Genomic DNA, 19,899 nt, shown 5'->3' on the forward strand with positions numbered 1-19,899 from the left:
TCAGACCCTGGTGATGAAGACCGTGACGAGAGGCTTCTTGCCCCAGGTATGATTGGCGGCAGCGCGCACGGCGCGGCGCAGAGCCTCCTGTACCATGTCGATATCCTTCCGGCGGGCGCGTGGAATGCTCTCGAACGCCCCGATCGCGGCGTCGAACAACCCATCTTCCATATCCTCGCCCTCGTCGTCATAGACCGGCAGGCCGATCGCCACGAGATCGGGCTCGCCGATGATGTCGTAGCGGCTGTCGAGCACGATGCTCAGGGCGACATGGCCGACATAGGAAAGCTTCTTGCGCTCGCCGATGCCCATCTCATCGAAGTCACCGATCAGTGACCCATCCTTGTAGATGCGGCCATGCGGCGCCTCGTCGATCACCTCGACCGGTCCCGGTGCAAGCCGCAACACATCACCGTTTCGCACGCGCGGCACCGTCGGAATGCCCGACTGTTCGGCAAGCTCCTTATGCGCCGTCAGATGCGTTGCCTCGCCATGCACGGGCACAACGACTTTCGGCCGTGTCCACTCGTACATCTTCTGCAACTCGTTGCGGCGCGGATGGCCGGAGACATGCACCAGCGCCTCTGTGTCGGTAATGATGTGAACGCCCTGCTCCACCAGACCGTTCTTGATGTCCTGGATCGCCTTCTCGTTACCGGGGATGGCACGCGAGGAGAAGACAACGATATCGCCGGCGGTGAACGCCACATTGCGCATCTCGTCACGGGAGAGCTTGGCAAGGGCAGCGCGCGGCTCGCCCTGACTGCCGGTGAGGATCACCACGACCTTGTCACGCGGGATGAAGCCGTAATCTTCCTCGGAAATGAAGGGCTTTACGCCTTCCAGCAGGCCGATGTCCTGAGCAACGTCGCACACACGCTTCAGCGAGCTTCCGAGCAGCAGCACTTCGCGACCGGCGGCTTCGGCGGCTTCGGCGACAGTGCGGATACGGCCGACATTCGAGGAGAAGGTGGTAATTGCCACACGTCCTTCGGCATTCTCGATGATCTTGCGCAAGCTCTCCGAGACATCCTTCTCGGAGGGCGAAACGCCGTCACGCAGCGCATTGGTGGAGTCGCAGAGCAACGCCAGCACGCCCTCATCGCCAATCTGACGGAAGCGCGCCTCGTCGGTCAGCGGTCCGAGCGACGGCTCATGGTCGATCTTCCAGTCGCCGGTGTGGATGACATTGCCGAGCGGCGTGCGGATCACCAACGACATGGGCTCGGGGATCGAGTGATTGACGGCGACACCCTCGATGCTGAAGGGGCCGACATTGATCGTATCGCCGGCCTTGAAGATCGTCACCGGTACTTCGCCGATCGCATCCTTCTCGAAATTGCGCTTGGCTTCCAGCAAGCCGGCCGTGAAGGGCGAGGCATAGACCGGCACGTTGAGGCCCGGCCAGAGATCGGCGAGCGCGCCATAGTGATCCTCATGGGCGTGGGTGATGATGATCGCCTTGAGGTTCTTGCGCTCATTGGCAAGGAAGCGGATATCCGGCAGGACGAGATCGACACCCGGCAGATCCGGCCCCGGAAAGGTTACGCCGCAATCCACCATGATCCACTGGCGATGATCCGCCGGGCCGTAGCCGTACAGCGCGAGATTCATGCCGATCTCGCCGACGCCGCCCAGGGGCAGAAATACCAGTTCGTCCTGTTTCGCCATAATGTTTGTTTTTTCCACTATCCAAAGAATACATCGCCGGCCGCAATCGGCATTATCCTGCCTGCGCCGGTATCGAGCATCAACAGGCCATTATCATCTATTCCGGCGAAATATCCTGAAATCGACCTGTCGGGCAGATTCACGGTTATCTTTTCGCCAATGCCGCAGGCAACCGCACGCCATAGCGCCGTGACCTCGCTTATACCCTGCCCCTCGTCCCAGATATCCAGCACTTCGGTCATCGACGCAAAGAGGTGGGCGAAGAGTTCTTCGGGCGAAGCCGCACTTCCCTGATCACGCAGGCAGGTCACCGGATAGATTGGGTTGTCCGGCATGACGGATACATTGATGCCGATACCGATCACCACGGCATGGCGACCATCCGCCAGCCGTTCGCCTTCCACGAGGATGCCGCAGGTCTTCTTGCGGCCGATCAGGATATCGTTCGGCCATTTCACTTCCAGCGGCTCGGCGCCCGGCGGCAACACGCTTCGGATCGCCTGATGCACGGCGACCGCGATTGCCAGCGGCAGGGAGGCAAGGCGCTCCATAGGCGCCGGATCGATCAGAAGAAGGGAGGCGTAGAGATTGCCGCGCTCGGAAACCCAGGGACGGCCCCGACGGCCGCGGCCGCCGGTCTGTCTTTCGGCGGTCACCCAGAGCAGACCGCCATCCCCTGCCCGAGCCCGGGCAAGGCATTCCGTGTTGGTCGACGACGTATCCGACAAGGCCTCGTGCCTGATATCGCCGAGCGATATCCGGCGCCGCTTGTCGGAAGCCATCAGAACAGCGTTGCCGCAGCGAGCTCTGCCGCACCACCGATCGGACCGCCGATGAGAACATAGGCAGCGACGAAGAGGCCGGAGAGACCGAAGACGAGGCGCAGCGAACCGGAAACGCGGGCGAACTCGCCGGTCGCCTCATCGAACCACATCAGCTTGATGACGCGCAGGTAGTAGTAAGCGCCGACGACCGAAGCCAGGACACCGATGACGGCAAGCGCATAGAGCTTGGCTTCGATGGCGGCGACGAAGACGAAGTACTTCGCAAAGAAGCCAGCGAGCGGCGGGATACCGGCAAGCGAGAACATCAGTGCGGTCAGCACGACAGCCATGAAGGGGTTCGTCGTCGACAGGCCGGCGAGATCGCTGACATTCTCGACAACCGTACCGTCCTTGCGGCGCATCGACATGATGATGGCGAAGGAGCCGAGGGTCATGACCATGTAGATCGCCATGTAGAGTATGACGCCTGTGACACCCGTCTGGTTGCCGGCTGCGAGGCCGACCAGTGCATAACCCATGTGACCAATCGAGGAATAGGCCATCAGTCGCTTGATGTTCTTCTGGCCGATGGCGGCAAACGAACCGAGCAGCATGGAAGCGATCGAAATGAAGACGATGACCTGCTGCCAGTCGGTCAGCACCGGCTCGAAGGCGGTGATGACGATACGGGTCATCATCGCCATGGCGGCAACCTTCGGTGCGCTCGCCAGGAAGGCAGTGACCGGGGTCGGCGCGCCTTCATAAACGTCCGGCGTCCACATGTGGAACGGAACGGCCGAGATCTTGAAGGCGATGCCGGCGAGGATGAAGACGAGGCCGAAGATCAGGCCGAGCGAGCGTGCTCCTTCGACCGTGAGCGCCTGGGCAACCTCGGCGAAATGCGTGTGACCGGTGAAGCCGTAGACCAGCGACATGCCGTAGAGCAGCATGCCCGAGGAAAGCGCGCCAAGGACGAAATACTTCAGGCCGGCTTCGGTCGACTTCAGGCTGTCGCGGTTGATCGCAGCGATGACGTAGATCGCCAGAGACTGCAGTTCGAGGCCGAGGTAGAGCGCAATCAGATCATTTGCCGAGATCATCAGCATGATGCCGAGCGTGCAGAGCACCAGGAGAACCGGGAACTCGAACTTGTCGAGCTGGTTTTCCCGCGCATGACCCATCGACATGAACAGCGCGACCAGAGAACCGATCAGGGCCAGCACCTTCATGAAGCGTGCAAAGCCGTCGGCGAGATAGACGCCGCCATAGGCAAGGCCGTCGCCGGGAACGAAGATCAGCCACAGGCCCGAGATGGCAATCACGATCATCGCCAGCGCGCTGACGAGCGGACCGGACCGCTCGCCCGAGAAAACGCCGATCATGAGCAGCAGAAGGGCACCGATCGCGAGGATGATTTCCGGCGCGGACAGGTACAGGCTCAGGGAGATTGTTTCAGCAGTCATGTCCTAAAGTCCCGTCATTTCATCGACAGCGCAACATTCTGCGCTGCCTGCACTGCGGCCGAATAGCTGTTGATCAGATGGTCTACCGAAGCTGCGGTCGCATCGAAGACCGGAGCCGGATAGACGCCGAAGAAAATAGTGAGCGCGACCAGCGGATAAAGGATGACCTTTTCACGCGGCGAAAGGTCGAGCAGAGCCTTCAGCTTTTCCTTCTCCAGCGCACCGAAGATCACCCGGCGATAAAGCCAGAGCGCATAGGCAGCCGAGAGGATGACACCGGTGGCGGCAAAGAGCGCAACCCAGGTGTTGGCGCGGAAGACACCGATCAGCGTCAGGAATTCGCCGATGAAGCCCGAAGTGCCCGGCAGGCCGACATTGGCCATAGTGAAGACCATGAAGGCCACGGCATATTTCGGCATGTTGTTGACCAGACCGCCGTAAGCCGCGATCTCGCGGGTGTGGGTACGGTCATAGACGACACCGACGCAGAGGAAGAGCGCGCCCGAGACGATGCCGTGCGACAGCATCTGAAAGATCGAACCCTGCAGGCCCTGAGCGTTCGCCGCGAAAATGCCCATGGTCACGTAGCCCATGTGAGCGACCGAGGAATAGGCGATCAGCTTCTTGATGTCGTCCTGCATCATCGCGACCAGCGAGGTGTAGATGATAGCGATAACGGACAGCGCGAACACGAGCGGCGCGAAATGATCCGAAGCGACCGGGAACATGCCGATCGAGAAGCGGATCAGGCCGTAGCCGCCGAGCTTCAGAAGCACGCCTGCCAGGATGACGGAACCGGCCGTCGGCGCCTGGACGTGTGCGTCGGGGAGCCAGGTATGGACCGGCCACATCGGCATTTTCACCGCGAAGGACGCGAAGAAGGCAAGCCACAGCCAGGTCTGCATTGCCGGCGGGAACTTGTAGGCCAGCAGCGCGGTGATGTCAGTCGTGCCGGCCTGCCAGTACATGGCCATGATGGCGAGCAGCATCAGCACCGAGCCGAGCAGCGTGTAGAGGAAGAACTTGTAGCTCGCATAGACGCGGTTCGCACCGCCCCAGACGCCGATAATCAGGAACATCGGAATGAGGCCGCCTTCGAAGAAGACGTAGAAGAGAACGATATCGAGCGAGACGAAGACACCGACCATCATCACTTCAAGGATGAGGAAGGCGATCATGTATTCCTTCAGGCGCTTCTCGATCGAGAGCCAGCTTGCGAGCACGCAGAAGGGCATCAAGAAGGTCGAGAGGATGATGAACAGCATGGAGATGCCGTCGACACCGACATGGTAGCCGATACCGGTGCCGAGCCAGCTATGCTGCTCGATCATCTGGAAGCCCGGATTGGCGTTGTCGAAACCGATCCAGATGAAGAGCGAGAGGATGAAGGTGAAGACCGTGGTGATCAGCGAAATCCACAGCACGTTCTTGCGGCCGTTCTCGGTTTCGCCGTTCATCAGCAACAAGAGCACCACGCCGACGAGCGGCAGGAAGGTGACCGTTGAAAGAATAGGCCAATCGGTCATCAGAAGGAACTCCCGAGYATCATCCAGGTAACGAGCGCTGCAACGCCGATCAGCATCGCGAAGGCATAGTGATAGAGGTAGCCGGTTTGCAGGCGCACGACGCGGTCGGTAACGTTGACGACGCGGGCGGCAATGCCGTTCGGACCGTAGGTATCGATGACGCCGACATCACCCTTCTTCCAGAGGAAGTTGCCAAGCGCCTTGGCGCTGCGCACGAAGAGGAAGTCGTAGAGCTCGTCGAAGTACCACTTGTTGAGCAGGAACTGGTAGAGCACACGGTGCTGCTCGGCGAGCTTGCGCGGCGTCGACGGCGACCTGATGTACATGTACCAGGCGGTAACGAAACCGAGCAGCATGGCGATGAAGGGACTGAGGCCGACCCAGGCCGGGACGTGATGGAATTCTTCCACCAGTTCGTTCTCGGCACCAGTGAAGAGTGCGCCCTTCCAGAACTCGGCATATTCCTCGCCGTAGAAACGGCCTTCGAAGAGCACGCCCGCGACGACCGCGCCGATCGCCAGGATGTAGAGCGGCACCAGCATGACCTGCGGCGATTCATGGACGTGATGCATGACTTCATGCGAAGCGCGCGGCCTGCCGAAGAAGGTCATGAAGATCAGGCGCCAGGAATAGAAGCTCGTGAAAAGTGCCGCAATAACGAGCAGCGTGAAGGCGAAGCCCGCAGCCGGCGAATGCGACGCATAGGTAGCCTCGATGATGACATCCTTGGAGAAGAAGCCTGCAAAACCGATCGGGGTGAAGGGGATGCCGACACCGGTGATCGCGAGCGTACCGATGATCATGAGGCCGCCGGTAACTTTGATATGCGGGTACAGACCACCCATATGACGCATGTCCTGCTCGCCATCGACGGCGTGGATGACCGAGCCGGCGCAAAGGAAGAGCAGAGCCTTGAAGAAGGCGTGCGTGAAGAGGTGGAAGATCGCCGCGCCATAGGCGCCGACGCCGAGGGCGACGAACATGTAGCCGAGCTGCGAGCAGGTCGAGTAGGCGATGACGCGCTTGATGTCGTTCTGCACAAGGCCGACGGTCGCCGCGAAGAAGGCAGTGATCGCGCCGATGATCGTCACGACGACGAGTGCGTCCGGCGACAGTTCGAAAAGCGGCGACATGCGGGCGACTAGGAAGACGCCGGCGGTCACCATTGTTGCGGCATGGATGAGTGCGGATACCGGGGTTGGGCCTTCCATGGCATCCGGCAGCCAGGTGTGCAGCAGGAACTGCGCCGACTTACCCATTGCGCCCATGAAGAGCAGCAGGCAGGCGCCGGTCAGCGCATGCGCCTTGTCGAGATGCATGCCGAAGAGGTTCAGGATCACTTCACCGGCTTCACCGCCGCCTTCCGCCGGAGCGAAGGTCGAAGCATTGGCGAAGATCGTGTCGAAGTTGATCGAGCCGAACAGCACGAAGACGGTGGCAATACCGAGCACGAAGCCGAAGTCGCCGACGCGGTTGACGATGAAGGCCTTTATTGCAGCCGCCGATGCCGAGGGCTTCTTGTACCAGAAGCCGATCAGCAGATATGAGGCGAGACCCACGCCTTCCCAGCCGAAGAACATCTGGGCGAGGTTGTCGGCGGTCACCAGCATGAGCATGGCGAAGGTAAAGAGCGACAGATAGGCGAAGAAGCGCGGGCGATGCGGATCGGTGTGCATGTACCCGATCGAGTAGACGTGCACCAGGGTCGAGACCGTATTGACGACGATCAGCATGACCGAGGTCAGCGTATCGACACGCAGAGACCAGGAGACGTCGATGCCGCCGGACTGGATCCAGCGCAGAACCTCGACCTTGATCACGCCTTCCGGATGGCCGAGCGCAACCGTGAAGAAGACGACCCAGGACAGGATGGCGGCGATGATCATCAGGCCGCTGGTGACATATTCCGACGCCTTGGCGCCGATCGCACGGCCAAAGAAGCCGGCAATGATCGCACCGATCAAGGGAAGGAAGACGATAGCCTTATAGAGGAACATGAGCCGCTCAGCCCTTCATCATATTGACGTCTTCGACCGCGATCGAACCGCGGTTGCGGTAGAAGACAACGAGAATTGCGAGACCGATCGCCGCTTCAGCAGCAGCAACAGTCAGAATGAACAGTGCGAACACCTGGCCGACGATGTCGTTGAGGAACGACGAGAAGGCGACCATGTTGATGTTGACCGACAACAGGATCAATTCGACCGACATCAGGATGACGATGATGTTCTTCCGGTTCAGGAAGATGCCGAAGATGCCGATCGTGAAGAGGATGGCGCTGACCGTGAGATAGTGGGAAAGTCCGATGACCATGTTCTTTGCTCCTTGACCTCTCGGCTCAGCTCACGCCTTGGCCCGGCTTGACCTTGATCACCTCGACGGCGGTCGCAGGCGTGCGGGCAACCTGGCGGGAAATATTCTGCCGCTTGATATTGGTGCGATGCTTCAGCGTCAGCACGATCGCGCCGATCATGGCGACCAGCAGGATCAGACCGGCGATCTGGAAGAAGTAGACGTAGTTCGTATAGAGCACATCGCCGAGAGCCGCCGTATTGGTGCGTTCGGTCAGTGCCGGGATCGGCATGGCGACCGTCTTGGCAATCTCGGGCGAGATCGAGCTGCCGCCGATGACGACGATGAGTTCGGCTGCGAGGATGAGACCGATCAGCGCGCCGATCGGCGCATATTCGAGAACACCGGCGCGAAGCTCGGTGAAGTCGATGTCGAGCATCATCACAACGAAGAGGAAGAGAACAGCGACCGCGCCCACATAGACGACGAGCAGGATCATCGCCAGGAATTCGGCACCCAGCAACAGGAAGAGACCCGCTGCATTGAAGAACACCAGGATCAAGAACAGAACCGAGTGAACCGGGTTCTTCGCCCAGATGACCATGAACGCCGACGCTATCGCGACAAAGGCGAAAAGATAGAAAAATAGAGCCTGCAGACCCATGTTGGTGCCTTTTTCATCTTCCCCCGGGCAGCCGGGAGTTTCCCTGCCCGATAGGACTTCGCACAGCTTTCGCCGGCAAAGCCCCGGTGCATGTTGACCGCGGTGAGCAAGAGTGCTCTTCCCGCGGCATTTCAAATTTCAATCAACGATACGGCGCATCGATCGCCATGTTGCGGGCGATTTCACGCTCCCACCGGTCGCCGTTTTCGAGGAGCCTCTGCTTGTCGAAGTAGAGTTCTTCACGGGTTTCGGTGGCGAATTCGAAATTCGGGCCTTCGACGATCGCATCAACAGGGCAAGCTTCCTGGCAGAAGCCGCAGTAGATGCACTTCACCATGTCGATGTCGTAACGCACTGTGCGGCGCGTGCCGTCATTGCGGCGCGGGCCGGCTTCGATGGTGATCGCCTGAGCGGGACAGATCGCTTCGCACAGCTTGCAGGCGATGCAGCGCTCTTCACCGTTGGGATAACGGCGCAGTGCATGCTCGCCGCGGAAGCGCGGGCTGACCGGACCCTTTTCGAAGGGGTAATTGATCGTCGCCTTCTGCTTGAAGAAATAGCGCATCGACAGGAAGAAGGCGCCGACGAATTCCTTAAGAAAAAGCGAGTTGATGGAGGCGGACAGGCTTCCCATCTTCAATCTCCAATTTTGCCGGAAACGAGGTTGGACATCAGCCTGCCCATCCCGTCAGTTTCAGCACGAATGCAACGATGACGACCATGGCGAGCGACAGCGGAAGGAAAACCTTCCAGCCGAGACGCATGAGCTGGTCGTAGCGGTAACGCGGCACGAAAGCCTTGACCATGGCGAACATGAAGAACACCAGGCACGACTTCAGCATGAACCAGATGATACCGGGCACCCAGTTGATGAGCCAGAAATCAACCGGCGGCAGCCAGCCACCCAGGAAGAGGATCGTCGTCAGCGAGCACATCAGCACGACGGCCGCATATTCGCCGAGCATGAACATCATGTACGGAGCCGAGCCGTATTCGACCATGAAGCCGGCGACGAGTTCGGATTCTGCTTCCGGAAGGTCGAAAGGCGGGCGGTTCGTCTCGGCGAGCGCAGAGATGAAGAAGACGATGAACATAGGGAACAGCGCCAGCCAGTGCCAGTCGAGGAACGAGTTCGGCAGGCCGAGCATCGTACCGAGGCCGGTGCGCTGGGCATTGACGATGTCAGTCAGGTTCAGCGAACCGACGCAGAGAAGAACGGTAACGATGACGAAGCCGATCGAGACTTCGTAAGACACCATCTGTGCGGCGGAGCGCAGCGCGCCGAGGAACGGATACTTCGAGTTCGAAGCCCAGCCACCCATGATGATGCCGTAAACTTCGAGCGAGGAGATCGCCAGGATGTACAGGATGCCGACATTGATGTTGGCAACCACCCAGCCGTCAGCAAGCGGCACGACCGCCCAGGTCGACAGCGCCAGAAGCACGGTCACGAGCGGGGCGAGCAGGAAGACCGCCTTGTTGGCGCCGGCCGGAATGACCGGCTCCTTGAAGACGAACTTCAGAAGGTCGGCGAAGGACTGGAACAGGCCGAAGGGGCCGACGACGTTCGGACCGCGGCGCAGCTGGACGGCAGCCCAGATCTTGCGGTCGGCAAGAAGGACGTAAGCAATGAAGACCAGCAGGCAGACGAGCAGCAGCAGTGACTGACCGATCATGATGATCGCCGGCCAGACATAGGTCGAGAAGAAAGAATCCATGAGTTCCTGCCCTTACTCTGCCGCGACTTTGAAATTGTTGCGGGCCAATGCCGAGCACTCGGCCATGACAGCCGAGGCGCGCGCTATCGGGTTCGTCAAATAGAAGTCTTTGACCGACGACGCAAACCCGGATTTGTTCATCTTACCGGCTTTTTTCGCCAGTGCGGCAATTTGGGCGCTATCACCTTCGGTGATCTCATCGATGGCCGCAAAATGCGGGAATGCCGCATAGAGTTTGCTGCGCAATTCGCCGAGAGAATCAAAGGGAAGCTTCTTGCCGAGCACGTCGGAAAGGGCGCGGATGATCGCCCAGTCTTCGCGGGCGTCGCCCGGTGCGAAACCGGCGCGATTGCCCATCTGGACACGGCCTTCGGTGTTGACCCAGGTGCCGGACTTTTCGGTGTAGGCAGCAGCCGGCAGGATGACATCGGCGCCATGTGCGCCGTTATCGCCATGCGAGCCGATATAAACGGTGAACTTCGCAGCCTTGGTCGAGAAGTCGAGTTCGTCGGCGCCGAGCAGGAAGAGCACGTCCATGGCCTTCAGCATCTCGGCGGCATTGGCGCCCTTGGCGCCCGGCACGAAGCCGAGGTCGAGGCCGCCGACGCGCGACGCCGCGGTGTGCAGCACCGCAAAACCGTTCCAGCCTTCAGCGATCGCGCCGACATTGACGGCGAGCTTGGCGGCGGTTGCGAGAACGCCTGCGCCATCCGTGCGGGTCAGAGCGCCCTGACCGATGATGATCATCGGCTTGGAAGCCTTGGAGAGGACTTCGGCGAAGGCGTGGCCGCCGTCGAGAATGTCCTTCAGCGTATCGGGGCCTGCGCCGAGGTAATCATACTTATAGCGCATCTCGCCGCCCTCACCGATCACACCGATCGGGAAGCCGCCGCGACGGAAACGCTTGCGGATGCGAGCATTGAGGATGGCGGCTTCAAAGCGCGGATTCGCACCGACGATAAGCAGCGCGTCGGCCTGTTCGATGCCTGATATAGTCGGATTGAAGAGGTAGCTTGCACGGCCGAGCGACGGATCAAGTGCCGCCCCATCCTGGCGACAGTCGAGGTTCCCGGAACCCAGCGACTTTACCAGTTCGGACAGGGCATACATTTCTTCAACCGAAGCGAGGTCGCCGGCAATCGCGCCTATCTTTTCGCCCGACGTTGCCGATACGGCAGCCTTGATGGCGCCGAAGGCTTCGCCCCAGCTCGCCGGCTGCAGGCGGCCGTCCTTGCGGACGTAAGGGCGGTCGAGGCGCTGCGTCTTCAGGCCGTCCCAGACGTGACGGGTCTTGTCGGAGATCCACTCTTCGTTCACCGCCTCGTTGACGCGCGGCAGGATGCGCATGACTTCGCGGCCGCGGGTATCCACGCGGATTGCCGAACCGACAGCGTCCATGACGTCGATCGATTCGGTCTTGTTCAGCTCCCACGGACGGGCCGTGAAGGCGAAGGGCTTGGAGGTGAGCGCGCCGACCGGGCAGAGGTCAACAACGTTGCCCTGCAGCTCGGAGGTCATGGCCTGCTCGAGATAGGTGGTGATTTCAGCGTCTTCGCCGCGGCCGATCAGGCCGAGTTCGGAAATGCCGGCCACTTCCGTCGTGAAGCGGACGCAACGCGTGCAGTGAATGCAGCGGTTCATGACGGTCTTGACGAGCGGGCCGATATACTTGTCTTCGACGGCGCGCTTGTCTTCCTGATAGCGCGACGTGTCGATCCCGAAGGCCATGGCCTGGTCCTGCAGATCGCATTCGCCGCCCTGGTCGCAGATCGGGCAATCCAGCGGATGGTTGATCAGCAGGAATTCCATCACGCCTTCGCGGGCCTTCTTGACCATCGGCGTGTTGGTGAAGACTTCAGGCAGTTCGCCGTTCGGGCCGCCGCGGATATCGCGCACGCCCATGGCGCAGGAAGCCTGCGGCTTCGGCGGACCGCCCTTGACCTCGACGAGGCACATGCGGCAATTGCCGGCAACCGACAGACGCTCATGGAAGCAGAAGCGCGGAACTTCAGCACCGGCCTCTTCGCACGCCTGAATCAGCGTGTAATGATCCGGAACTTCGATCTCGTTACCGTCAATCTTCAGTTTTGCCATCGTCACTCAGTCCTGTTTCCCATTCGCCGGGCACCGGCAAACAAACCTATTTTTGCAACATCCATATTGCCAAGACAGACATTTCGTCCGTCCTGGCGCCGGAATTGCCCAAATTCTCTTTCGCTGGTTCCGAGACCCGAAACCCGCCATCGGCACCACGACCCGGAGCCCCTGCCCCGTCGATCAATATGCCATTCTTCCGGCCATCGCCTGCGGCCGGAAACCTATTTCTTCCTGCGACCCCGTGTCGCCAGGACCTTGGCCTGGCCAACCCAGTCGTCACGCAGGATGCGGCCATCGAAGCCGAGTTCGGCGTCCAGGCTCGCAACGTCGGCATCGCTCCATGCCGCGATATCAGCAAAGGTGCGGATGCCTCTTTTGTTCAGCACCTGCTCCAGCTTCGGACCGATGCCGGCGATCAGCTTCAGGTCGTCAACCTTCCTGGACCTTGCGGCCGGCTTCGCCTTGGCAACCGTCGGCTTTACAGTTTCTACCGTCGGGGCCCTGGTGGAAACCACCGTCAGCTTCGGCTTTACAGCCTTGCGAACCGGCATAGCCGTTTCAGCCGGGCGGCGAATATTCTCCGGACGGATGGCCATCTCAGGCGTTTCTTCATCCGGCGGCGTTTCGTCGAGCGCTGCGGCTGCCATGTTCGCCGTCTCGAATGCTCCCTGCAGCGCGCCGAAGAAGACGCCGGCCATCTGCGTGGAAATGCCGAAACCGATCGCCGTGGCTGCGGCAAATGCCGCAGCTTGATGCGCCATCAGCGGATGAACGGGCATCGCACGCGCATTTTCCAGCATGCCGGCAGCAAGACGGCCGAAGTCAGCCGCGAAATCGGCTGCCCCTTCTCCCACCTTGCTATCGGATGCCTTGGTCGTCATGCGCTTACTCTGCCGCCTCCAGAACCGCACCGTGATCGAGCGCACTGGCCGTATACTGGTCGATGCGGGCTTCGATTTCCGGACGGAAGTTACGGATCAGACCCTGCACCGGCCATGCGGCGGCATCGCCGAGCGCGCAGATGGTGTGGCCTTCGATCTGCTTGGTGACCTGGAACAGCATGTCGATTTCGCGCTTCTGGGCGTTGCCGCGTGCCATACGCTCCATCACGCGCCACATCCAGCCGGTGCCTTCGCGGCACGGCGTGCACTGGCCGCAGCTCTCATGCTTGAAGAAGGCCGAGATACGGGCGATCGCCTTGATGACGTCGGTGGACTTGTCCATGACGATCGAGGCGGCCGTGCCGAAGGAGGAGCCGACGGCGCGCAGACCGTCGAAGTCCATCGGGCAGTCGATGATGTCCTTGGCCGGAACGATCGGGCACGATGCGCCACCCGGAATGACGGCCAGCAGGTTGTCCCAACCGCCGCGGATGCCGCCGGCGTGCTTGTCCACCAGTTCGCGGAAGGTGATGCCCATGCTCTCTTCTACGGTGCACGGCTTGTTGACGTGACCGGAGAGCATGAAGAGCTTGGTGCCGACGTTGTTCGGACGGCCGATGGACGAGAACCAGCCGGCACCACGGCGCAGGATGGTCGGGGCAACGGCGATCGATTCGACATTGTTGACCGTCGTCGGGCAGCCATAGAGACCCATATTGGCCGGGAAYGGCGGCTTSARGCGCGGCTGGCCCTTCTTGCCTTCAAGGCTTTCGAGCAGCGCGGTTTCTTCGCCGCAGATATAAGCGCCGGCGCCGTGATGGACGAAGATGTCCATGTCCCAGCCGAGCTTGTTGTTCTTGCCGAGAAGGCCGGCATCATAGCATTCATCGATTGCGGCCTGCAGCGCTTCGCGCTCGCGGATATATTCACCGCGCACATAGATATAGGCAGCGTTGGCGCCCATGGCGAAGCTTGCGACCACGCAGCCTTCGATCAGCGTATGCGGATCGTTGCGCATGATGTCGCGGTCCTTGCAGGTGCCGGGCTCCGATTCGTCGGCATTCACGACGAGGTAATGCGGACGGCCGTCGCTCTGCTTGGGCATGAACGACCACTTGAGACCCGTCGGGAAGCCTGCGCCGCCACGTCCGCGAAGGCCGGAAGCCTTCATCTCGTCGATGATCCAGTCACGGCCCTTTTCGAGGATCTGCTTGGTGCCATCCCAGTGGCCGCGGCTCATCGCGCCCTTCAGGGATTTGTCCTTAAGGCCGTAGATGTTGGTAAAGATGCGGTCTTTATCTTCTAACATATCTCACACCTCTTACCGCGGCTTCTTGCCGAAGACCTTGATATATTCCGCTTCGCCGCCCTTGGCGAGCGCCTTGGCCTGCTTGACCCAGTCATCGCGCTCGATGCGGCCGCGGAAATTCAGGAAACCATCGACCCATTCGCGTTCGGCCTTCTTCCAACCCGCGATCTGCGAGAAGGTGAAAATGCCGATTTCGTTCAACGTTGCTTCGATCTTCGGACCAACGCCGGAAATCATCTTGAGATCATCGGGAGCGGCGGGCTTTTCGATGCCGGCCGGGCGATTCTTGTCGGTCAGCGACGGCTTTACAACGGCTTCAGCAACAGGTTTCGGCGCGGGTTCGGAAGCAGCCGTACCGGACAGCGGCTGAACTTCGGCAGCCTTCGCGTTCTTGGCCGATGCCTTGGGAGACGTTGCCGGCGTCTTCAGCGACGCGTTGGTCTCTGCATCGGTGCTCTTCGGGCGAGCGGCCTCGGAGGGCGGAACCGGCGCGCCGTCGACAGGCGCGGCAGCCGGGGCCTTCTTAACCCCAGTGCGGCTGACAGCAACATCGTCCAGCAGGGTCGTCGGGCCACCTTCGGGTGAGGACAGGTGACGGTCGATCTGCGGGCCGACCTTGACGCTCGCCCCATTTCCTGCCGCGAACGTATCGATGATTTCTTCCAGGCGCTCCGGCGTCAGATCCTCGTAGGTATCCTTGCCGATCATCACCATCGGAGCGTTGACGCAGGCCCCGAGACATTCGACCTCTTCCCAGGAGAGCGTGCCCTCGGCGTTGCGCTCGAACGGATGCTGGTGGATCTTGCTGCGGCAGACCCCCATCAGCTTTTCCGAACCGCGCAGCATGCAGGGCGTCGTGCCGCAGACCTGCACGTGAGCGCGGGTGCCGACGGGATGAAGCTGGAATTGGGTATAGAAGGTCGCGACTTCGAGGACACGGATATAGGCCATGTCCAGCATGTCGGCGATCTTTTCGATCGCCGGACGGGTGACCCAACCATCCTGCTCCTGCGCACGCATCAACAGCGGAATAACCGCGGACTGCTGACGGCCTGCGGGATATTTCTGAATCGTCTTTTCCGCCCAGACCGCATTTTCATCGCTGAAAGCGAATGCGGCCGGCTGGAATTGATCTTCGGCTAATCGACGAACGGACATTCTTCCTCACGCCTTGTCAGTTTAGCGTTCCACACCGCGAAGCAGTCAAAGACTGCATTTCACAGGCATAGGCCGACTGGTCTTTTTGCATAAACACCACGAACTTGCCGCCATTCGGCACGGCGGCCTTGATTTGATAGCCCTTGGACAAAAGATCGCCCATGGACGATTGCTCTGCCGGCGGCTGCGCTTCCTCATGGCCCAGCGGCGTGCCGAGCTTTCCGGCATCCTGCGCAAAGGCGGAGGAAGCCGAAAGAAGAAGTGCGGCTGCGAGCGGCAGAGCCTGCATCAGCGGTCCACCTCGCCGAACACGATGTCGAGCGAGCCGAGAACGGCCGCGACGTCGGCAAGCTGGTGGCCACGGCACATGAAGTCCATCGCCTGCAGGTGTGCATAACCCGGAGCGCGGATCTTGCAGCGGTAAGGCTTGTTGGTGCCGTCGGAGACGAGGTAGACGCCGAACTCACCCTTTGGCGCTTCGACGGCAGCATAAACTTCGCCGGCCGGAACGTGATAGCCTTCGGTATAAAGCTTGAAGTGGTGGATCAGCGCTTCCATCGACCGCTTCATCTCGCCGCGCTTCGGCGGAACGACCTTGCCGTCGATCGAGGAGAACGGTCCCGCCTTGGCATCACCGAGCAGGCGGTTCACGCACTGCTTCATGATCTTCACCGATTCGCGCATCTCGATCATGCGGATCAGGTAACGATCGTAGTTGTCGCCGTTCTTGCCGATCGGAATGTCGAACTCGAGATCCGAGTAGCATTCATAGGGCTGCGCGCGGCGCAGGTCCCAGGCAGCGCCCGAACCGCGCACCATGACGCCCGAGAAGCCCCAGGCCCAGCAATCTTCCAGCGAGACGACACCGATATCGACGTTACGCTGCTTGAAGATGCGGTTGCCGGTCAGAAGGTCGTCGATATCGTCGAGCTTGCCCGGGAATTGGTCGCACCACTTGCCGATATCCTGCACGAGCTCTTCCGGCAGGTCCTGATGGACACCGCCCGGACGGAAGTAAGCGGCGTGCATGCGTGAGCCGCTAGCACGCTCATAGAACACCATCAGCTTTTCGCGCTCTTCGAAGCCCCAAAGCGGCGGCGTCAGCGCACCGACGTCCATGGCCTGCGTCGTGACGTTCAGCAGGTGCGACAGAATACGACCGATTTCCGAGTAGAGCACGCGGATGAGCTGGCCGCGAATCGGGATCTCGATGCCGAGCAGCTTTTCGACCGCCATCGCATAGGCATGTTCCTGGTTCATCGGCGCCACGTAGTCGAGGCGGTCGAAGTAGGGAACGGCCTGCAGATAGGTCTTGGTCTCGATCAGCTTTTCGGTACCGCGGTGCAGCAGGCCGATATGCGGATCGACGCGCTCCACGATTTCGCCGTCAAGCTCCAGCACAAGACGCAGAACGCCGTGCGCTGCCGGATGCTGCGGCCCGAAATTGATGTTGAAGTTACGGACGTTATGTTCGGTCATGGCGATGGGCTCGCTTTTTCAGGTAGTCAGTGAACAGCAGGCTTTCGGCCCGCCACACGCCTCAAACTTACTGCTTCGCCTTTTCGTCGCCCGGCAGCACATATTCCGTGCCTTCCCAAGGGGACAAGAAATCGAAATTGCGGAATTCCTGCTTCAGTTCGACAGGTTCGTAAACGACGCGCTTTGCCGCATCGTCGTAGCGAACTTCAACGAAACCGGTCGTCGGGAAGTCCTTGCGCAGCGGATGGCCTTCGAAACCGTAGTCGGTCAGGATCCGGCGCAGGTCCGGGTGGCCGGTGAAGAGCACCCCGTACATGTCCCAGGTCTCGCGCTCGAACCAGTCGGCGCCCGGATAAACGGCGCAGGCGGACGGAACCGGCGTATCCTCGTCGGTCGCCACCTTCACGCGGATGCGCAGGTTCTGCTTCGGAGACAGAATATGATAGACGACATCGAAGCGCAGTTCGCGCTGCGGCCAGTCGACGCCGCAAATATCCGTCAGGTTGACGAAGCCGCATTTGGCGTCATCGCGCAGGAAGGTCAGCAGCGGAATAAGGTTATCGCCAGTCGTCGTCAGCGTCAGCTCGCCATATTTGAGCTGTGAGGCGGCAATCAGGTTGCCACGCGCTTCCGAAAGGTACGACGAAAGCTCAGTAAGGGCTTCGCTCATAATTCTCTGTCCTTACCCTTAGCGTTCGATCGTGCCGGTGCGGCGGATCTTCTTCTGCAGCAGAAGCACGCCGTAAAGCAGCGCCTCCGCCGTGGGGGGACAGCCCGGCACGTAGATATCGATCGGCACGACGCGGTCGCAACCGCGCACGACCGAATAGGAATAGTGGTAGTAGCCGCCGCCATTGGCGCAGGAGCCCATGGAGATGACGTAACGCGGCTCGGGCATCTGGTCGTAGACCTTGCGGAGCGCAGGCGCCATCTTGTTGGTCAGCGTGCCGGCGACGATCATGACGTCGGACTGGCGCGGCGAGGCACGCGGGGCGAAGCCGAAACGCTCGACGTCGTAACGCGGCATGGAGAGCTGCATCATTTCGACGGCGCAGCAGGCAAGACCGAAGGTCATCCACATCAGCGAGCCGGTACGGGCCCAGTTGATCAGCTCATCGGTCGAGGTGACGAGAAAACCCTTGTCGGCGAGCTCGTTGTTGATCTCGCCGAAGAACGCGTCGTTGCTGCCGATCGGCTTGCCGGTGGAGGGATCGATAATCCCCYTCGGCTGCTGCGCTACGAGCGTCTGATTGCTAGCGGGGGCTACTCCCATTCCAGGGCTCCCTTCTTCCATTCATAGATAAAGCCGATGGTCAGCACGAAAAGGAAGACCATCATGGACCAGAAGCCGAACCAGCCGATGGCGCCGAAGGAAATGGCCCACGGGAAGAGGAAAGCGACTTCAAGGTCGAAGATGATGAAGAGAATCGACACGAGATAGAAGCGGATGTCGAACTTCATGCGAGCGTCGTCGAATGCGTTGAAGCCGCATTCATAAGCCGAAAGCTTTTCCGAATCGGGCGCCTTGAAGGCAACGGCAAACGGCGCAATGAGAAGCGCCAGGCCGATAACGAGCGCGATGCCGATGAAGATAGCGATCGGAATATAGGAACTGAGCAGTTCAGTCATCATGTTCATCCCTGCTTGCGGGCGGCGCCTGGCGGCGCAACTGGGCAAATGCCCGGCAAGCGAACGTGCGTTGCAACAAGCCGTGGTTAGCGCAGCCGGAGCCCCGGCGCAAGACTTTTACAGAAGCTATTCGAACAGCGTGAGACGGACATTATCAAGCAGATGCAACGATGTCGCGACAAATCCGCAAATGTCGTGGAAGGCCGCATGGCTGACCCTCGGAAACTGCATGGCTTTTCGGAGATAAATGGCGCGAGTGACGGGGCTCGAACCCGCGACCTCCGGCGTGACAGGCCGGCACTCTAACCGACTGAGCTACACCCGCGCATTGGACCTTTCGGACCGTGAGGATACCACGCAACCGGACAGACGGCGTCAAATTGACGCCTGCTTTGAAATGGCGCGAGTGACGGGGCTCGAACCCGCGACCTCCGGCGTGACAGGCCGGCACTCTAACCGACTGAGCTACACCCGCATTCTTTCAAGCAATCCGGTGCCTGAGCACCTTCTCCAAACGGGCTGGCCGTTGGGATGAGCGGCTAACTAAGGGGTTCGCCTTTTAGTGTCAAGCAGGTTTGGAGACAAAACCATGACAGTCCTGAAATTGTTTCGGAAAGCCTTCTCGATCCTCCCGGCAAATCGGCGATTCTGCTTTGCCTGCGGACCTCATATCCGTTGCGTCAGGTTTTCCACAAGCAGCCCGCACGGATGCGGTGGGGATGCCTGAAACGCCTCGGCCCGCGACAGAGCTTCGCAACGGAAGCTCGAATCGCATGCGCTCTCTCAGAGCCTGAAGTCGGGCAGCCGCCTCAGGCCTTGCCAGCATATTGCTCGTCGCTGACCTGCTCCAGCCAGTCGGCGACGCTGCCGTTCAATGCTTCCTGGATGGCGATATGGCTCATGGCGGTCTCGGGGCTTGCGCCATGCCAGTGCTTCTCGCCCGGCGGGAACCACACAACATCACCCGGGCGGATTTCCCTGATTTCCCCGCCCCATGTCTGAGCGAGGCCTCTGCCTGACGTAACGATCAGCGTCTGCCCCAGGGGGTGCGTATGCCAGGCAGTGCGCGCGCCCGGCTCGAAGGTCACGTGAGTGCCCCGCACGCGCGCCGGCTCCGGCGCCTCGACGAGCGGATCGAGACGAACTGAGCCGGTGAAATAATCGGCCTGGCCCTTCGTGGAAGGGCGCGAGCCTGTAGCCTTGATATCCATGATCTTTCCTGTTCTTCCGTCGTCTGCGGTTGAAGCC

General features: G+C 60.6%; 19 protein-coding genes and 2 tRNA genes. All 21 read right to left on the bottom strand.

Annotation, left to right across the window (positions count from 1 at the left end):
* The 21 genes from AC1DTN_RS21155 to AC1DTN_RS21255 all read right to left on the bottom strand — a co-directional run bounded on the left by AC1DTN_RS21155 (window position 1) and on the right by AC1DTN_RS21255 (window position 19,862).
* Window positions 1-1,671, bottom strand: coding sequence for a ribonuclease J (locus AC1DTN_RS21155; RefSeq protein ID WP_113324436.1), 1,671 nt, complete (start codon window positions 1,669-1,671; stop codon window positions 1-3).
* A 17-nt stretch (window positions 1,672-1,688) separates the two neighbouring features.
* Window positions 1,689-2,453 carry a biotin--[acetyl-CoA-carboxylase] ligase gene (locus AC1DTN_RS21160; protein WP_113324437.1) on the bottom strand — a complete coding sequence of 255 codons (765 nt, stop codon included), beginning with the start codon at window positions 2,451-2,453 and terminating at the stop codon, window positions 1,689-1,691.
* On the bottom strand, window positions 2,453-3,898 hold the full coding sequence (nuoN, locus tag AC1DTN_RS21165) for an NADH-quinone oxidoreductase subunit NuoN (RefSeq protein WP_113324438.1): 1,446 nt from the start codon (window positions 3,896-3,898) through the stop codon (window positions 2,453-2,455). Before nuoN ends, AC1DTN_RS21160 begins: the two co-directional genes overlap by 1 nt.
* Before the next feature lie 14 nt (window positions 3,899-3,912).
* Window positions 3,913-5,424 (bottom strand): NADH-quinone oxidoreductase subunit M, encoded by a 1,512-nt coding sequence (locus AC1DTN_RS21170; RefSeq protein WP_007823904.1) that lies wholly within the window; start codon window positions 5,422-5,424, stop codon window positions 3,913-3,915.
* Window positions 5,424-7,421 (bottom strand): NADH-quinone oxidoreductase subunit L, encoded by a 1,998-nt coding sequence (gene nuoL / locus AC1DTN_RS21175; RefSeq protein WP_477922475.1) that lies wholly within the window; start codon window positions 7,419-7,421, stop codon window positions 5,424-5,426. The genes AC1DTN_RS21170 and nuoL overlap by 1 nt, the downstream gene beginning before the upstream one ends.
* 7 nt (window positions 7,422-7,428) lie before the next feature.
* Window positions 7,429-7,737 (bottom strand): NADH-quinone oxidoreductase subunit NuoK, encoded by a 309-nt coding sequence (gene nuoK, locus AC1DTN_RS21180; RefSeq protein ID WP_007823900.1) that lies wholly within the window; start codon window positions 7,735-7,737, stop codon window positions 7,429-7,431.
* A 25-nt stretch (window positions 7,738-7,762) separates the two neighbouring features.
* A complete protein-coding gene (locus tag AC1DTN_RS21185; protein WP_113324440.1) occupies window positions 7,763-8,380 on the bottom strand; it encodes an NADH-quinone oxidoreductase subunit J in 618 nt (205 codons plus the stop codon).
* Window positions 8,381-8,522: 142 nt separating this feature from the next.
* Window positions 8,523-9,014: an NADH-quinone oxidoreductase subunit NuoI gene (gene nuoI / locus AC1DTN_RS21190; protein WP_037096244.1), complete on the bottom strand. Its 492-nt coding sequence runs from the start codon at window positions 9,012-9,014 to the stop codon at window positions 8,523-8,525.
* A gap of 37 nt (window positions 9,015-9,051) precedes the next feature.
* Window positions 9,052-10,098 carry an NADH-quinone oxidoreductase subunit NuoH gene (gene nuoH / locus AC1DTN_RS21195; RefSeq protein WP_007823890.1) on the bottom strand — a complete coding sequence of 349 codons (1,047 nt, stop codon included), beginning with the start codon at window positions 10,096-10,098 and terminating at the stop codon, window positions 9,052-9,054.
* Window positions 10,099-10,110: 12 nt separating this feature from the next.
* The gene (gene nuoG / locus AC1DTN_RS21200) at window positions 10,111-12,192 is read right to left on the bottom strand and encodes an NADH-quinone oxidoreductase subunit NuoG (RefSeq protein WP_113324441.1); all 2,082 of its coding nucleotides are present in this window, start codon (window positions 12,190-12,192) and stop codon (window positions 10,111-10,113) included.
* Between the two features lie 224 nt (window positions 12,193-12,416).
* Window positions 12,417-13,076 (bottom strand): 5' DNA nuclease, encoded by a 660-nt coding sequence (locus AC1DTN_RS21205; RefSeq protein WP_113324442.1) that lies wholly within the window; start codon window positions 13,074-13,076, stop codon window positions 12,417-12,419.
* Between the two features lie 4 nt (window positions 13,077-13,080).
* The gene (gene nuoF, locus AC1DTN_RS21210; RefSeq protein ID WP_477922478.1) at window positions 13,081-14,385 is read right to left on the bottom strand and encodes an NADH-quinone oxidoreductase subunit NuoF; all 1,305 of its coding nucleotides are present in this window, start codon (window positions 14,383-14,385) and stop codon (window positions 13,081-13,083) included.
* Window positions 14,386-14,397: 12 nt separating this feature from the next.
* On the bottom strand, window positions 14,398-15,543 hold the full coding sequence (locus AC1DTN_RS21215) for an NADH-quinone oxidoreductase subunit E (protein ID WP_113324444.1): 1,146 nt from the start codon (window positions 15,541-15,543) through the stop codon (window positions 14,398-14,400).
* A 16-nt stretch (window positions 15,544-15,559) separates the two neighbouring features.
* The gene (locus AC1DTN_RS21220) at window positions 15,560-15,832 is read right to left on the bottom strand and encodes a hypothetical protein (RefSeq protein WP_113324445.1); all 273 of its coding nucleotides are present in this window, start codon (window positions 15,830-15,832) and stop codon (window positions 15,560-15,562) included.
* On the bottom strand, window positions 15,832-17,022 hold the full coding sequence (locus AC1DTN_RS21225) for an NADH-quinone oxidoreductase subunit D (protein ID WP_113324446.1): 1,191 nt from the start codon (window positions 17,020-17,022) through the stop codon (window positions 15,832-15,834). Before AC1DTN_RS21225 ends, AC1DTN_RS21220 begins: the two co-directional genes overlap by 1 nt.
* A gap of 67 nt (window positions 17,023-17,089) precedes the next feature.
* Entirely contained in the window at window positions 17,090-17,692 is a 603-nt protein-coding gene (locus AC1DTN_RS21230) for an NADH-quinone oxidoreductase subunit C (RefSeq protein WP_007823880.1), read from the bottom strand.
* Window positions 17,693-17,710: 18 nt separating this feature from the next.
* Complete coding sequence (locus tag AC1DTN_RS21235) at window positions 17,711-18,295, bottom strand: NuoB/complex I 20 kDa subunit family protein (protein WP_477922481.1); 585 nt, start codon at window positions 18,293-18,295, stop codon at window positions 17,711-17,713.
* On the bottom strand, window positions 18,286-18,651 hold the full coding sequence (locus AC1DTN_RS21240; protein ID WP_113324478.1) for an NADH-quinone oxidoreductase subunit A: 366 nt from the start codon (window positions 18,649-18,651) through the stop codon (window positions 18,286-18,288). The genes AC1DTN_RS21235 and AC1DTN_RS21240 overlap by 10 nt, the downstream gene beginning before the upstream one ends.
* Window positions 18,652-18,899: 248 nt before the next feature.
* Window positions 18,900-18,976, bottom strand: a tRNA-Asp gene (locus AC1DTN_RS21245).
* 73 nt (window positions 18,977-19,049) lie between these two features.
* A tRNA-Asp gene (locus AC1DTN_RS21250) sits at window positions 19,050-19,126 on the bottom strand.
* Between the two features lie 334 nt (window positions 19,127-19,460).
* Complete coding sequence (locus tag AC1DTN_RS21255) at window positions 19,461-19,862, bottom strand: (R)-mandelonitrile lyase (protein WP_113324447.1); 402 nt, start codon at window positions 19,860-19,862, stop codon at window positions 19,461-19,463.
* Window positions 19,863-19,899 lie beyond the last annotated feature (37 nt).

This window comes from Rhizobium sp. 01T444, from assembly GCF_056398305.1.